The sequence below is a fragment of the Methylocucumis oryzae genome (assembly GCF_000963695.1).
Lineage (GTDB): Bacteria > Pseudomonadota > Gammaproteobacteria > Methylococcales > Methylomonadaceae > Methylovulum > Methylovulum oryzae.
Window position 1 is genome coordinate 18,008 of sequence record NZ_LAJX01000002.1, and the last position, 15,841, is coordinate 33,848.

A 15,841-nucleotide genomic window follows, 5' to 3' on the forward strand; every position below is an offset into this window, starting at 1 on the left:
AGTACCACTAAATTTAGAATTGCTGCTTCAATACGAATGTAGTTGCGGATATTCTTCAATGATACTCCGTAAATTTTCCAGTGCTGCTGGCAAGTCGTACTGCTCTAATTGCTGACGTAGGTTCTCGAGCCTTTCGTTGTTAATTATTTCCGAAAGCTGTGGCTCGATTTCCCGCCAGACGTTAATGGCTTCTAAGTTGTTGGTTAGTAGTGACGACTCTAACATAACAATTCGCTGTTTTAGTTCTAACTGATTGATTAGTTTCGGGGCATCTGCTTGGTGGCCTGTCATTATTTTCCGTATTGTAATTTCGCCAGTTTTAATAGCTTCGCTTAAGCCAGCAATTAGCATTCCAATATCACTGACGGATTCCGGCAGTTTTAGTTCTTGCTCCAGTGTTAAGGCGGATTCACGCACTTGTTCAAGACCTAATAGCGCCGCTACTCCTTTTAGGCTATGCGCCTGTCTGCGTGCTGCTTCTCTGTCACCATTTGCTAGCATGGTTTCGATAAGCGATGCGTCATTTGCATGTATTGTTAAAAAGCGCTTTAGGAATTCAAGATATTTTTCTTGTTTGCCGCTAAAACTGCGCAAGCCATTATCGACATTTAACTGTGGACTATTTGTCAGGATAGATAACTCGATTTGAGGCTCAGTTGAATTGGCTTGCATTTTGCTCGGTTTGGGTATCCAGCGGATTAACACGCTAAATAGCATGTCTGGGTCAAACGGTTTTGACAGAAAATCGTTCATTCCCGCTATCATGCATTGTTGTTTGTCTTCTTCAAAGGCATTTGCAGTCATGGCAATGATGGGTATCGAACCATAGGCGGGCAATAGACGAATTTGGCGCGTGGCTTCGAGCCCATCCATAACGGGCATTTGCATATCCATCAGAATCAAATCATAGTGCTTGTGTTTAACTAGCTCCAAGGCCTCGCCGCCATGCCAAGCGACATCAACTATGAGCCCCGTCGATTCCAGAAGCTGTTTTGCGACTTCTTGGTTAATTTCGTTGTCTTCGACTAGCAGAATAGTGGCATTGTGGCGAAAATCGATAGCCCCTACCTTGATAGCAACGGGTAAAGAAGATGGGTCAATACGGTTTAGAGTGACATTAAACCAAAAAATACAGCCTATTCCCTCTGAGCATTTAACGCCAACTTCACCTTTCATCATATGAGCGAGATGACGACTGATTGTTAATCCTAGCCCCGTGCCTCCGTATTTTCGGGTGGTGGAGGTATGACCTTGTTCAAACGCATCGAATACTCTGGCTTGTTGTTCCTCTGTCATGCCAATGCCAGTGTCCTGAACCTCGAAGCGCACATCAACATTTTGGTCATTTTGCGACAGTAATTTGGCTCTTAGAGCAATTTGCCCGCGTTCGGTAAATTTAACGGCGTTTCCAACATAATTAATCAAAATTTGCCCAATTCGTAATGGGTCACCCGACAATGTTAAGTCTCTTAACAATGGGTCAATTTCCTGAATAAAGGCAATACCTTTATTGAGTGCTCGATCCATCATCATACTGCATACGTGATCGATTATTGAGCCTAGGTTGATAGCGGTTTCCTCTATGGTTAGGCGTTCTGCTTCGATTTTGGATAAATCGAGAATATCGTTGATAAGACCGAGCAAGTGTTTGCTTGCTACGTTAATTTTACTTAATTTGTCCAGATGTTTAGGGTCGTGCAAATCGCGTCGCAATAAGTGTGTCATACCCATTATCGCATTCATTGGTGTCCGAATTTCATGACTCATGTTAGCCAAAAAGACACTTTTGGAGCGTGATGCCATTTCTGCCGCTTCTCTTGCTTGTTCTAGTTCTATGGTGCGCGACTTAACCAGATTTTCCAGATGATGGTGGTAGGCGTTGAGTTCTTCCGCCATGCGTTTCTTTTCGGTTATATCTTCCTCAATTAATAAATAATGGCTAATTTCGCCATTCAATTGACAAACGGGCGAAATATAAGCTTGCAAGATATACTCGCTTCCATCCTTGCGCCTATTGACGCACTCTCCAGACCACTGTTTGCCGTCTTTCAATGCGTTCCAGACAGATAAGCCGTTTGCTTGCCCATTATTTTGGGATTGCATAATTTCCGGTATGCGTCCGATTGCTTCTTGGTTGGAATAGCCTGTGGCTTCCTGGTATCTACGGTTGACATATTCGATTTTAGCATCAAGATTAGTGATGATAATGATGTTTGGGCTTTGTTCTACGGCCAACCAAAGTTTTTGTAAATTTTCAATTGAGCGTTTACGCTCAGTGATGTCTTGCAAGGTTCCCATTAAGTAATCAATCTGTTCTCCCTGATAATGCGGAAACCCTCTGAGTTCGACGCCTTTTAAGACACCTTTACTATCGCGTACCTCAACTTCAATTGAAAACGGCTGTCCAGTGGTCAAGGTGTTATTCAAACTAGCGACTACCCGCTCACGTGAGTCGGGTGGATAAAAATCAAGACCGGTTTTCAGGTCGGGGGTGTAATCTAGTGGCATATCCACAATGTTGTATACACCTTCAGTCCACATAAGCGTATTGGCCATTGGGTTTGCTCGCCAGCCGCCTAAATTACCGATTCGTTGGCTTTCTCGCAGGAAAAATTCGCTTTCCTTCAATGCTTGTTGGGCCTGTAAACGCTCGGTAATATCTCGGTCGATTCCTTGAAATCCGATGACGTTACCAGACTCATCTAGTATTGCTACACCGCTGGACTCTAGTGATAAGTAGGTGCCTTGCCGACCTTTCCAGCGAATGACGATATTTTTCCAGCCGGTTTTATGTTTGGCTGCGTTGTCTAGGGTTGAAATGAATAATTGCAGGTCATCGGGATGAATTAAATTAGTCGTATCGATGGTTCTTAATTGCTCAAACCCATAGCCAAAAAAGTCGACACAGACTTGGTTTGAGTAGATGTGCTGGCCCTGCAAATCGCAGGCCCATAACCAGTCAGTGGTGTTTTCGGCCATGTTTCTGAAACGCTGTTCACTAGCCTTAAGTTCCTGCTCGGCATGTTTGCGCTTAGTAATATCTACATGTGTTCCACTTATAAGTAGTGGCTTACCCTCTGGCGTTCGATTAATCAAGCGCCCTCGGTCGGATACCCATACCCAATGTCCTTGCTTGTGCTTCATTCGAACTTCGCATTCGTAATAATCGGATTTTTCGTCGAAATGCTCCTGCAAAAGCCGATTTGCCAGCTTATAGTCATCTGGATGGATAAATGCTTTCCAGGTGTCAGTATTAAAAGGAGATAGCTCAGCCAGCGTATAACCGAAAATTTCGGCCCAGCGCTCGTTGAAATAGCACGCGCCAGTTTGTAGATTCCATTCCCAGGTGCCTGCGTGAGTGCCGTCGATAATGTCGCGAAGGCGACGGCGCTCCTCATCAAGTTGCTCCAAAATCAGTTTGCGTTCGGTAATATCTTGTACGGTACCGACGGCTGATAGTGGTTTTCCATCTTTTGAGTGTGTAATCTCGGCCAGTTCGCGAACCCATAAGGTTTGCCCGTTTACGACGATGCGATGTTCGATGTCATAATCGCTGCCGTCCAATGCGGCATTCCAGGCTAGAAAGAGCTTTTCACGGTCGTCTGGATGTACAGTGCTAATAAATCTAGCTAAGTCGACATTTTCTCCTAGAGGGATTCCGAAGATACGATAGGTTTCAGTTGACCACAGTAATTGGTTATTAGCCAGATCAATGGTCCAACTACCAATTCGGCCAATTGCCTGAGCTCGATTTAAGTTGTTTTCGCTATTTTGTAAGGCAATTTCTGCTTGCTTGCGCTCGCTAATATCAGTACCTATACCGATTAACATAGGCTGACCATCTATTTCGATTCTAGCGCCTGTCCAGAAATAAGGTATCTTGTTGCCATGTTTGACTAGCATATCGGCTTCAACGCTGCCGCTACCTTCGGTCATCACTCGATTGATTTCCTTTTCGACTTTGGCTTTATCAGGAATGTCGAACAAGTCCAGAGGGTGCATTGCGGCCACTTCTGTTTTACTGCGCTGACTCAGCTTTTCCATATTACTATTCCACACAATAAAGCGTCCGTTTTGGTCAAACAGATAAAAAATGCCTGGAATCGATTCCAATATTTGTTTGCGTAATTCGGTATCTTTGCGAACAGCATTTTCAGCTGTTACCCTATCGGAAATATCTCGAACGACTGCGTGAATAATCTTTTGATTTTTATGTAAGATACGGGTCATTAAGACCTCGGTCGGAAAACATTCGCCATTTGCGCGTTTGTGCTCCCATTCAAAAAAATGGGCACCTTGTTCTAAAGCTATATTAGTCATGGCATCGGCCTTAATGCTTGACAGCATTCCGTCAGGCTGCCGCTCTGGCGATAGTGCGTCTGGAGATAGCTGACAGAACATCTCAGTAGACGTAATCCCAAACATTTCCAGACAAGCGCGATTAGCATCGGAAAAATGCCCATCTTGTAGCAATATGGACGCATCCATTGTGTCTTCAAACAGTTTACGAAAGCGTTCTTCGCTTTCGGCTAAAGCCTCTTCACGTTGCTGTCGTTCGGTGATGTCTCGCGCTATGCCTAGCACACCTATCAATTTTCCACTGGAATCGTGCATAGGCGTTTTAATTGTTTCAAAGAAACCACAATAACCGTTAGTCTTGAAGGTTAGCCATTCCTGGTTCATTAGAGGCGAGTTCGCAGCTATGGCAGCTAAATCATGTTCCCGAAAAAACTTGGCTAATTCACTTTCATTGAAGTCATAATCGGTTCTGCCTATGATTTCAGATTCTTTGGCATCATAGAGCTGTTCGAATAAACGATTACAGGTGAGATAAACACCGTTCGGGTCTTTAAGCCAAACTAAATCTGGCATGGTGTTAATTAGCGTTCTAAGATGGGCTTTTTCATATTCGAGATGTTTGGCATCCTCTTCGAGTTGCTGGCGGGTAGAAATAAGTTCTCGGTTGTATTTGAATAGAGTCACTATTAAGACTAATATCAGCAACACGAATAGTGCTAATGTGATGATGATTGGCCAGTGGTTGAGCCAAATATCCTCCCAGGTAATTTTAGGTTGTGTATCATAGGGCGGAATTCTTAAGATTCTAACTAACTCACGTACTGGTTCGTAATTGTAAGGAATGGCGAAAGCGTAAATTCCCATCGCTTTGGTAATAGTGCCGCCTTGGGGTAATGACAATAAAGCGGCAGTAAATTTCCCCGCTTGCTCTGGGTTTACATGCGGCAGTGCAGCGATAGGCCACTCGGGATAAAGTCGTGTTGAGGCAGCTAGAGGAAATCCTGGTAAGTCTTGTAAGTTAAGTACTTTCAATATGCCCGGGGCCACTTTTTTTTCGTTGAGCATTTCCTCCAGTAGGCCGCTACGCACGAAACCTACATCAATTCGTCCCTCAATTAGCGCTTGAATAATCTTGTCATGTGGCACTCCAAACATCTCTATGGATTTTGCTTCCTTAGTTATATTCAGACCATGCTCTGCTAATTCGAAAGCCTGCATTTGGTAACCGCCGAAAGAGTTTATGCCAATTGCTCCAATGCGCTTTCCCTTGATGTCATCTAAGGTTTTTAAATCGCTACGGTCAGCTTTTATCAACATAGCGCCGCCAAAGCCTCGCATCGGAATGCCCTGATATTCGCTTACCAATCCAGCTAGCGGTTGTGTTAAGCCTAGTCGATGCTCCAGTACTACATAGTTAGCAGGATTAGTGACGATAAAATCGATTTCTCTGCGCTGAATAGCTGATTCTAATTCCGAGTAGTCGTAAACCTTGAGCTGGAAGCGCTCAGCATGGTGACGCTCTTTGAAATATTCATTTAAATAGGGAATCAACGCTTGCCAATGCGCTTCGACTTGAGCTTTAGGTCGATAGGCCAGTAAACCAATCTTAAGAGTATTTTCTGAGAAACATGTAAAGCTTAATAACAAGCCAACCCATACTAAAACAAAACGGGTAAAGAGGGTCATAATGTCAGGATTTAGGCAAATAAGCAGCCGTAAAAAAGTCTGCTGGAATTAGGTTAGGATTCATGTTGATTAGGGTAGCAAGTTCCGTTGCCAATGCATTTAATTCGCTAGCCGAACCATCTAAGATATGACGATTATAAATGAGATCAGGTAATTGCAGGCCTCGATAAAACAGTTGTATATCTTCTGCTTGGGCACCTAATCGTTTCGATAGACGGTAAGCGGTGTCAATAGGATTGGTTTTCCAGGCCCTTTGTGCCTTGAAATGACTGCTTATCAGAGCTTGAAGCTGTTGGCTATATGCTTGAGCAGCATTCCTGCGCACGGCCAAAACATCAAAAATGGTATTGGGTATTTCCCGACTATCAAATAATCGAGTAACCCCTAATTGTTCAATTTTTGTCGCAGTCGGTTCATAAGTAATCAATGCGTCTATCGTGTTGTTTTGCCAGCTAGTGAAGTGGGAATTGCTATTAATATGAACAATTTTAATATCAGCTGCAAGCAAACCGGCCTTAGCCATGATTTTTTTTAACATTAGCGCCCCAACAGCAGTGGTTTCAACGCCTATTCGTGCGCCTCTTAATTCAGATAGGCTTTTGATATGTGGTTTAACCATTAAGACATCAGCGCCAGACGATACGTCGAATATTAATACTATGTAAAGAGGTATGCCTTGTTTAATGGCGAGCAAGGTTTCGTCTAGTGTCAAGGCTGCTCCTTGAACTGTGCCGTTCAACAAAAGTTCTATAGATTCAGTAGCGTTTTGGGTTTCTACCAAAAACGGTATCTTCTGGTTTCATCCAGCCCATATCGCGGGCAAGAAATAAGAATTCATAACCAGGCCATGTGTGGCCGGCAATTCTGATAGGACCTAATGCGTTACAGCCAGCTAGCCCCTCAAACCATGACGCGACGGAAATAAAAGATAAAATTTTTAAAAAGCGGCGACGGTTAACTTGTAAACAAGATTGGTCGATGAGCATTATATTTTCTCCGATACCAGCATGGCCAGGTTGCCAACGCGCGTAAGTCAAAGATACTGAGTTTTAGGCTTCTGAGCAATGTTAACGATAACAGGCAAATGCTTTTTTATTATTTTTTATAAAATCAAACACTTAGGGCTCAGCGCCTAATAAATGTTTTATCTTCAAAACGCCTCTCTGAATGCCCATCGCTTGTTCAATTTCGGCTAGCGCGTAAGAGTTGTTGAGAATGTTTTGTCGGTCGAGAGCGGAATGGGTTAGGTCTTTGCTCATGTTATGCGCTGAACAGTATTGAGTTTACTGACTTACTCATGCCGGTGTGTCTAAAGCAGGCTACCGTAAACATTGACGCTTCGCCGATACCCTGCTTTGATAGCTTTTTAAAGCGAGATATACGCGCGAATTCTTGCTAGCAATTTCTCACCCATCCCTTTGACTTTTAATAATTCGTCTAGTGATGAGAAGGGGCGGGTTGAGACAATGTTTTCAGCAAGGTTTTTTGATATACCTTTTACTGCTTTGATTTCTTCAAGAGCCGCTTCATTGAGTGAAACTGCTTTGGGGGCTTCTGGCGCTTTAGTTTTAGTCGTCGCTTTAACAGGCTCGGCTGCTTTTCCCGATGTTTCTTTGCCAGCGGTAAAATCGACGTTGATGATGTTATCGCTTTCACTGCGGATAATTGCGGGTTTGTTTGCCGTGTAAGGTAACGAGAAAATGATTTGATCACGCGTGGTGTAACCGTCGGCAGTCCATTCGCGTAGTAATAATGCAAAATACCATTTTCCCGCAGGCGGTTCTTGAAAAATCAAATCATAGCGGCAATTACTTAAATAATGTTCGCCATATAGCTCACCAATCGTAGTGGCTGCTAATAAGTGACCTTCGCTAGTATCGGTCGCTTGAGGTGTTTTAAATGCCCAAAGTTCTATAGCTAAGGTGCCGCTTATATCACCTTGTGGGCGGTGATTGCTGATTTCAGCGATGTTGATGACGATGCGGTTGTCTTGGATGTCATAGCCACAATTGCCGAGTAAAGCTATTTCTTGTGATAAAACGTTATTTGCTGCTTGTATTGCGCTCATAGTGATTATTTCGGTTGTTGAAAGAGCGGACATTATAAGCCTTTCATAGCATTAAGTAACTGATTTTAAATAACCATTAGTGCTTTCTAAGCAGCTTTAAGCACGTAGTCAAGAATAAGCTAGTTGAACGGTTTGTTTCTTTTATTTGATTAAATCATTGATTTATAATGTTTTTTGCTTGCAAGTCAGCATGATATGACGACCTAACTAACGGTGCACTCGCAACGTGTTGAAAACCTAAGGTTTGTGCGTAAGCGCCTAATTCGGTAAATTCTTCCGGCGTTAAGTAGCGCGCTACCGGTAAGTGCGCGGTGCTTGGTTGTAAATATTGGCCTAAAGTGAGCATGGTGCAGCCATGTGCTAACAAATCTTGTAAGACTTGTTTAACTTCATCTAGCTCTTCACCTATGCCTAACATCAGGCCAGATTTAGTGGGTATGCAGGGATGTAATGCTTTAAAACGTTGTAATAGCGTTAATGAGGTTTGGTAATCGGCACCGGGTCTAGCCATTTTGTATAGCCTAGGAACGGTTTCTAAGTTGTGGTTAAACACATCGCAAGGTTGTTCAGCGAGCGCAGTGAGCGCTGGTTCGATTCTGCCTCGGAAGTCTGGGACTAATATTTCGATTTTGGTATTAGGGGTGAGCGCTCTCACTTCTTTGATGCAGGCCGCAAAATGACTGCCACCGCCGTCGCGCAAGTCGTCTCTATCGACTGAGGTAATCACAACATAACGCAATTGTAAATGCTGAATGGCCTCGGCTAAGCGTTTAGGCTCGTTGGCATCTAACGGCAGTGGTTTACCATGCGCGACATCGCAAAATGGGCAGCGCCGCGTACATATATCGCCCATAATCATAAAACGTCGCTGTGCCATGGTTAAAGCATTCGGCTAGGTTAGGGCAGGCGGCTTCTTCACAAACGGTATGTAAATTGTGTTCGCGTAATAATTGTTTTACTTCAGTGACTTTAGGTTCGGTGCTGAGCTTAATTCGTATCCAATCGGGTTTTCTTAATAGCTGTTCGGTAGGTTCTACTTTAATGGGAATTCGCGCCAGTTTTTCTGTGCTACGTTGATGGGAATCAGGGGTGGAGCGGGACGGTGCTTGATACGATGTCATAAGATTAATCTTTGGCTAATGGCTTGTACGATGTGAGTCGCGAGTTGGTTAGTATCAATGTCTACGCCTAAATCGGCGAGTTGTGTGGTTTGTAGCCCAGCATAGCCACAAGGATTGATACCACTAAATGGGGTTAAGTCCATGCAATTGTTTAGACTTAAGCCATGATAACTGCAATGGTTTTTTATTCGTAAACCAATGGCGCCGATTTTTTTGCTTTCGACATAAACCCCCGGCGCTTCTGGGCGCGCGTATGCCATTATGCCATAGTCGGCTAATACAGCTAGCATTGCTTGTTCGAGTAGGCTGACCAGTTGTCTGATAGTGAGTCCGTGTCGTTTGATATCGAGTAGGGTATAGACCACGGCTTGACCGGGACCGTGATAGGTGATTTGACCACCTCGGTCAGTGTTGATAACGGGTATTTCTGTGGTGGCGAGCAAGTGTTCACGCTTACCAGCTAAGCCTAATGTGTAAACGGGATTGTGCTCGACAATCCAGCATTCGTCATTGGTAGTGGCTTGGCGTTGCTCAGTAAATGCTTGCATTTGTCGCCAAATGGTTAGGTAGTCTTGTCGGCCTAATTGTTTAATCTGTAACGTCATGTTCGGTAATATTTAACTGTGATGTAGGCGGTGAAATTTTACCATTTTCTCTTATAGCGGTTAGGCTGGACAGGGTTTTATGGTCAAGTCTATACTGCGCGCTTTCCTTACATTTTATATTGTTAATCTGATACTTGCTTGTCGCTAGTTCTGTCTATTGCTTAGCTCAGGAGATTATTGTGAACACGTTTTATAAAAATTATAACTCAACGAAATCAAGCAAACTTATCCGTGCTAAGTATCGGGTTAGGTTGCTTGTCGGTTTGTAGTGTGCTAACTGTTGCAGCCGCGCCTCCTGATATTAATCGGTTACAACCGTTAAATTCAGGACCTGCGTCGAACCAAGCGGTGTTGACCACACCCTCAGACGAGGATACTCAGCGTAATAATAAATTAATGAACAAGCTAACGCATTTATTAGAGCGCACTGATGAAAAAAGCAGCGATTTAAAACAATTATCCCCTAAACAACGTAAAGCGGCGGCTAAATTAATTGAGCAAACTGGTAGTGATATTCGTTTACGGGTAAGGCAAGGCAGTAAAACGATTCGCTATTTAAAAGTCGCTGATAGCGATAAACGGCTTAAGATGTCTACGCATAAAGTGTTAACTGATGAGGTGCGTAAACAAGTCGCGCAAGATTTTTTATCGGAGCATAAAGCGTTGTTAAGCATTAACGTCCCTGAAGAGGAGTTTGTGTTATTTAGCCAAAACACCGACGACTTAGGCTATAGCCATTTGCGCTATCATCAACAATACAATCAAATTCCTATATGGCCGTCGGATGCGACAGTGCATTTAGACAGCAGTGGTAACGTAAGTTTATTCGAGGGTACTTATATTGCTACGCCTAGCCGTGTCGCTAGCACACCAGTGGTGACGGCTGATGACGCTATGGTCAAAGCCAAGGCTGCTGTACCCGATGCTGATAATGCAACAGTGAGCCAAGCTGAGCTGATTTATTTTGCTTTAGATGATAAGCCCGTGCGTTTAGCGTGGAAGCAAGAGGTCAATGTTTCCGATAGTTCACGTTGGCTAGTCGTGATTGATGCTTTAGACGGCTCGGTATTGACGGCATTTAACGAAGTGATGAATGCCAATATCGTGGGTTCGGGTACTGATTTGTTGGGCGTGAAAAGACCGTTGAATGTGTGGAATCAGAGCGGTAAGTATTATTTGATTGATACCAGCAAAAAAATGTATGACAAATCGTCTAATCCGCCGGATGGTGATGTGAAAGGCGCCATTATTGTTGTTGATGCTAACCATAATGCGCAAGGCAATGATGGTTCTATCGATCTTTTTCATATTACTTCGAATAATCCAAATTCATGGCCGCTTTCTGATGGTGTTAGTGCGTCGTTTTGGTTTATCAAAAACTTATGATTATTTTTTAGAAAAGCACAATCGTAATTCACTTGATGGTCAAGGTGGTACGATGTTAGGTGTCGTGCGTTACGATAACAATTTAGTCAATGCGTTTTGGAATGGGCAGTTTATGTCGTTTGGCGACGGTGCGCCGTTTGCTGGGGCTTATGATGTCGTTGGGCATGAGTTAGCCCACGGCGTGACGCAAAAAACCGCCAATTTGGTGTATAAAAATCAGTCAGGCGCATTAAACGAATCGATGTCGGATGTGTTCGGTACTTTGGTCGAAGGTTATATCTATGGCAAGCTCAATTGGCGCATGGGTGAGGCTTTAGGCGATGTCAAGTTAGAGCGCGATATGAAAGATCCACACTCGGTTTTTATTCAAGATGGTTTTCCTTATCCAGCGAAAATGAGCGAGTTTTATGTCTTAGAGCAGGATAACGGTGGTGTTCATATCAATAGTAGCATTATCAACCATGCCTTTTATCAGCTTGCCGAAGGGGTAACCGGCGCAATTGGCACAGAAAAAGCCGGTAAGATTTTTTATCGGGCGTTAACTACGCATTTACAGACAAATTCACAATTTATTGATGCCCGCTTAGCTGCTGTGCAATCAGCAGAAGAATTATATGGCGCGAATTCCAAAGAGGCGGACGCGACGGCAAAGGCGTTTGACGTGGTTGAGATTTTTGAAGACCAAGGCACACCGACTGACCCTAATGAACGTCCGCCGGTTAATGGTAAAGATGCTACCGTATTTCTATATGTTAGCGGTGGTAACTATTACTTAGGTCGACGCGAAGGCAATGATCCTAATTTCGGCGTGTCGCTAGGCAATCGTGCACTAGTCGGCAAGCGTCCAGTCGTGTCAGGCGACGGCAGTTATGCAATCTTTGTTAGTACAGACAATGACTTATGCAGTATCGCAACAGATAATAGCGAGGCTGCCGAGTGTTTAGGGTTGAATGGCTCGGTTTATTCCGTTGCGATGACGCCGGATGCTAACCGTTGGGCGTTTGTTTTACGCCAAAATGGTCAACCGACGAATCAAATTTTAATTTTGGATATAGCGGCTAATACCAGTAAATCGTATGACTTAGTGGCACCATTAACCGATGGCGCGGGTGGTTATCCTATTGCATTTGCCGATTCTATGGACTTTAGTGCGGATGGTAAGGTGTTAGTTTATGACGCGTTAACCAAAGTGACCCAGCCTAATGGCAGCGTCAGCGAGATTTGGGCAATGTACTCATTAGATATTGATAAGCAAATCTTTACGAGCTTGATTCCTCCAATAGAAGGTTATGCTATTGGTAACCCTGCCTTTGCCCAAACCACAGATAATGTGATTGCTTTTGAGGCGTCAGATGTTTTTACCGATGAATCAGCCGTTTTTGCCGGTAATTTGCTGTCGGGTGAGGTGAAGTTGATTGGGCAATCGCTACATTGTTGTATGTTGCCTAGTTTTAACGGCGACGATAGCGCTATGATTTATGGCTACTATACAGGGTTTCCTAATAGTTATTTTTCATTAGCTAATCAGCCTGTACAAGCTGACTGGATTACGCCTAAAGGTAATGCCACGGTTTGGCTTGACGATGCCTATGCCGGTGTGATTTATCGCCGTGGCGAGTTTAATGCACCAACCGCTAATGTGGTGGCTAACTTAAAAGACATGCCGTTTGGTAGCGGTAAGGGTTTTCATGCTAGGGTGAAATTGAGTAACAAAGGCGATGCCGCAGTATCAATAGGCGAGGTTGCGACGACATCGGCTAAATTTACTTTAGAAGCTAATAACTGTTCTGGCGTTAATTTAGCGCCTTCTGCGGCTTGTTCGATAGATGTGGGCTTTAGTGGTGGCACGGGTTTGATTGCGGCTAATTTGAATGTGCCGTTGGATGATAATAAAAAAGCCAGTGTTGCGTTAAGTGGCGGTATCAATTTAAAACTATCCACGGCAAAAATTACTTTTAATTTAACTGCGAATAATAAAGACCAATTTAATTTAACCGGTAAATTAACCGGTGCAGAGAGTGTTAGCTTAGCATCGGTGAAATCGGTGAGTTTGGTGTTAGGTAAATTCAGTCAAGAAGTCACTGCGTTAACGCGTAGCAATGGCCATTTGAAATTTAGCTCGACTAAGCCGGGTATTGCAGCCTTAGATATTAACTTGGCGGCGGGTACTTTTAGTATTAGCGGTAGCAAAGTCGATTTAACAGGTTTAGCCACGGCTCCTGCATTGAGTGTGCGGTTGAATAAAACTTTAGCGTGTACTAAACCGAAATTAAATACTAAGCAAGCGCAAAACTGGACGTTTAATAGTACGGCTCAGACGCAAACCAGTTGTATTACACTGGTGAAATAACCATTGGATTAGGCTGGAACATTCCGATAGTGTTCTCAAGGTGGATTCACTGCCCACAGTAAGCTACTTTGGAGTACAAAGCTTGCTTTGTGCGGTGTTTAAACGAGTGCAAGGCAAGCCTTGCACTCCAAGCGGTCATGTTAGTTTTTTGAGTAGGGTACGCTGTGCGTACCATTAAAAAAATCGTAAGAAACTCAACAACCACCAGCTAAAGCTGGTGGGTTGATTATCGGCGGACTAAACCGCAGACTGAAGAGAAAACGGCTGAAAGCCGGTGGTTTGCACCACGGGCATCGCCCTTCGGGTGGGCTAAAGCCGCCTGTTGGAAAATCAATAAAAAGGTACGCACAGCGTACCCTACAGTAAGCTGTAAAAACCGAAAACTTAACCGTTTAAAGTATATGTGGAGTCCAAAACATGTTTTGGACTCCATTTGCCTAGCAACTCTGAACGTTTAATCGTATCTGCTACTAAGAGCCAGAGAGCAGTGTGGAATTATTTTTGCCACATCAAGGCATGAGGACTTTTCTTGTTGTTTTGAATGGCCAATGAGAGTGGGATAGGGCTTTATCAATCGCAACATTCATCATGCTAGAGGTAAGTATGTTTAAAAGCTTGGGAATATTTATTTTTCTGTTTTTGTTGTCGATTGAACTCAATGTTGCTGTGGCTGAAAACTGTGGTGTCGTGCGCTTGTTGAGTAACAAAAGCAGTGGTGTTACCGTCAGTGATAACCATTGCGAGCAGGCAGATAGTGTTAGTTTAGGCGCTGTTTTTGATTTATCGCCCGGTGCGCGTTTATGGTTTAAAACTCAATCTGAGTCCGCCGATGCTCATCAGGGTATTTGTCTAAATCGTTCACCCGCTAAAATTAGGCTGCAAGTGAATCAAGAAAAGCAGCCGTGGGTTAGCCCAAAATTAGAGACTTGTAGTCAATGGCAGGATAACAAATTGCAATGTACCGAGCCTAAAACGCATCAGCCATTGCTTGTTTGTGTACTTGCTGCGTTAACAGAAGCTAGCCAAGGATTTGAAGATAGAACAACTTCCGTGAAAGTTCGCGGTTTACCGGCGCTGGATGAGCCTAATCTAGCGGGTTTTGAGGCTAAGTTGGCGGCAGAGACGATTGATGTTGATAGCGTGGTGGACACTATGCAACTAGACATTGATTTATGTCGTAGTGTTAATCCTAGCGCTAAAGCGATTGACTTGAGTTGGCAAGTGGTAGATGGGGTTGTGACTAGCGTTTCACCGACACCAAGCCAGTTATCAAGCCGCGAAGCGAATGATAACTATTGGCTGGAATGCTTAACTTCGGTCGTAAAAAAGTGCAACTTATCCGCGCTTAGCTAAAACCATTCGCTTAAACAAACGGTTTTAAGTTAATGAAAGATGCCCCTAGCCTTCGGTTACTAACCGGGTTTGTGATAGTCGCCATGCTTGTGGGCAGCGTGTTAGATGGTTTATTTGATACGCGTTTGGATTATTGGATACATGATGCTGCGATTGTAAAACAAGCACGTAGTCGCTGGCGTTATGTCGTGGTCGTCGTGATGGATGACGATATTCCTATGGAAGTCTCTCGCTTGCAAGCATTGCCGCTATTTGCTTTAGCGACAGAACGCCTAGTAGCTGCCGGAGCGAAAGATATTTTTCTCGATGCTAGGGTGTCTAAAGAGCTAGAGTTAAGAATGCCTTATGCGGCTTGTATCAAATCTAAAGGTGAAGTGGTCTGGTCAAAGCCAGAATGCATGGTGACCGGGGCTAATCAATGTGAAATTTTACCTAGTGCTAAAGGCCGCGCGCCGTTATCAATGAATGAATCGGCATTAGCTCATTTTCGTTTGGGTCCTTTTCCTGCCAATCAACAACATTTACCTGATTTTTTATTATTTGATTTTATTAGCCTGGCAACGGGCTTAGAAGCCTCTGATCGCTTGGTGACAAGACAAAGCCCTATTGCGCGCTGGTTAGATTTAAGCCCTAATCATGCAGCGATTAAGCTTGCTGCCTCGGTGGCTAATCAGCGTTTACAAGCGACATTAAGCGATATTCACGCTCAAGACATCTGTGATGGTGATGTGTCGTGCTTAAGAATTCGTTTAAGCAAACCGCTTTATGCTGTGCAAACAACAGAGCAGTATGCGTTTTTACCACTGAGTCAGCTAGCGTCTTGCTCAGAATCCGATGCGATGCGCATGGCCAGCTTGGCTAAAGATAAAGCCGTCATTTTTCAAGTCACAACCCCCGTCGATGTTACCGATACCGTCATTACCGCGATGACGAATGCATTTTTTTTTTTAGCCCTAAACAACTGACGCCGGGG

The 15,841-nt window shown here is 43.9% G+C and carries 10 protein-coding genes and 1 pseudogene; 4 read left to right on the forward strand and 7 right to left on the reverse strand.

The window, feature by feature from the left end; all coding sequences use genetic code 11:
• Window positions 1-27 precede the first annotated feature (27 nt).
• The 7 genes and pseudogenes from VZ94_RS21875 to lipB all read right to left on the reverse strand — a co-directional run bounded on the left by VZ94_RS21875 (window position 28) and on the right by lipB (window position 9,779).
• Window positions 28-5,985 carry a PAS domain S-box protein gene (locus VZ94_RS21875; protein WP_052700064.1) on the reverse strand — a complete coding sequence of 1,986 codons (5,958 nt, stop codon included), beginning with the start codon at window positions 5,983-5,985 and terminating at the stop codon, window positions 28-30.
• A gap of 4 nt (window positions 5,986-5,989) precedes the next feature.
• Window positions 5,990-6,766: an ABC transporter substrate-binding protein gene (locus VZ94_RS00220; RefSeq protein ID WP_052700065.1), complete on the reverse strand. Its 777-nt coding sequence runs from the start codon at window positions 6,764-6,766 to the stop codon at window positions 5,990-5,992.
• Entirely contained in the window at window positions 6,741-6,971 is a 231-nt protein-coding gene (locus VZ94_RS21880; protein ID WP_131655423.1) for a hypothetical protein, read from the reverse strand. Before VZ94_RS21880 ends, VZ94_RS00220 begins: the two co-directional genes overlap by 26 nt.
• 132 nt (window positions 6,972-7,103) lie before the next feature.
• Window positions 7,104-7,244 (reverse strand): hypothetical protein, encoded by a 141-nt coding sequence (locus tag VZ94_RS24050; protein ID WP_204368971.1) that lies wholly within the window; start codon window positions 7,242-7,244, stop codon window positions 7,104-7,106.
• 107 nt (window positions 7,245-7,351) lie between these two features.
• Window positions 7,352-8,053 carry a ComEA family DNA-binding protein gene (locus VZ94_RS21885; protein WP_052700067.1) on the reverse strand — a complete coding sequence of 234 codons (702 nt, stop codon included), beginning with the start codon at window positions 8,051-8,053 and terminating at the stop codon, window positions 7,352-7,354.
• Between the two features lie 154 nt (window positions 8,054-8,207).
• Window positions 8,208-9,174 (reverse strand): annotated as a pseudogene (gene lipA, locus VZ94_RS00230) (lipoyl synthase).
• Window positions 9,171-9,779 (reverse strand): lipoyl(octanoyl) transferase LipB, encoded by a 609-nt coding sequence (gene lipB / locus VZ94_RS00235; protein ID WP_045777669.1) that lies wholly within the window; start codon window positions 9,777-9,779, stop codon window positions 9,171-9,173. Before lipB ends, lipA begins: the two are co-directional and overlap by 4 nt.
• Window positions 9,780-10,049: 270 nt before the next feature.
• Between lipB and VZ94_RS00240 the strand changes: the two genes are divergently transcribed.
• The 4 genes from VZ94_RS00240 to VZ94_RS00255 all read left to right on the forward strand — a co-directional run bounded on the left by VZ94_RS00240 (window position 10,050) and on the right by VZ94_RS00255 (window position 15,833).
• Window positions 10,050-11,165 (forward strand): hypothetical protein, encoded by a 1,116-nt coding sequence (locus VZ94_RS00240; RefSeq protein ID WP_131655424.1) that lies wholly within the window; start codon window positions 10,050-10,052, stop codon window positions 11,163-11,165.
• Complete coding sequence (locus tag VZ94_RS21890) at window positions 11,134-13,515, forward strand: M4 family metallopeptidase (protein ID WP_204368973.1); 2,382 nt, start codon at window positions 11,134-11,136, stop codon at window positions 13,513-13,515. The genes VZ94_RS00240 and VZ94_RS21890 overlap by 32 nt, the downstream gene beginning before the upstream one ends.
• Window positions 13,516-14,118: 603 nt before the next feature.
• Entirely contained in the window at window positions 14,119-14,868 is a 750-nt protein-coding gene (locus VZ94_RS00250; protein ID WP_045777671.1) for a hypothetical protein, read from the forward strand.
• Window positions 14,869-14,900: 32 nt separating this feature from the next.
• Complete coding sequence (locus tag VZ94_RS00255; RefSeq protein ID WP_045777672.1) at window positions 14,901-15,833, forward strand: hypothetical protein; 933 nt, start codon at window positions 14,901-14,903, stop codon at window positions 15,831-15,833.
• Window positions 15,834-15,841: the final 8 nt, after the last annotated feature.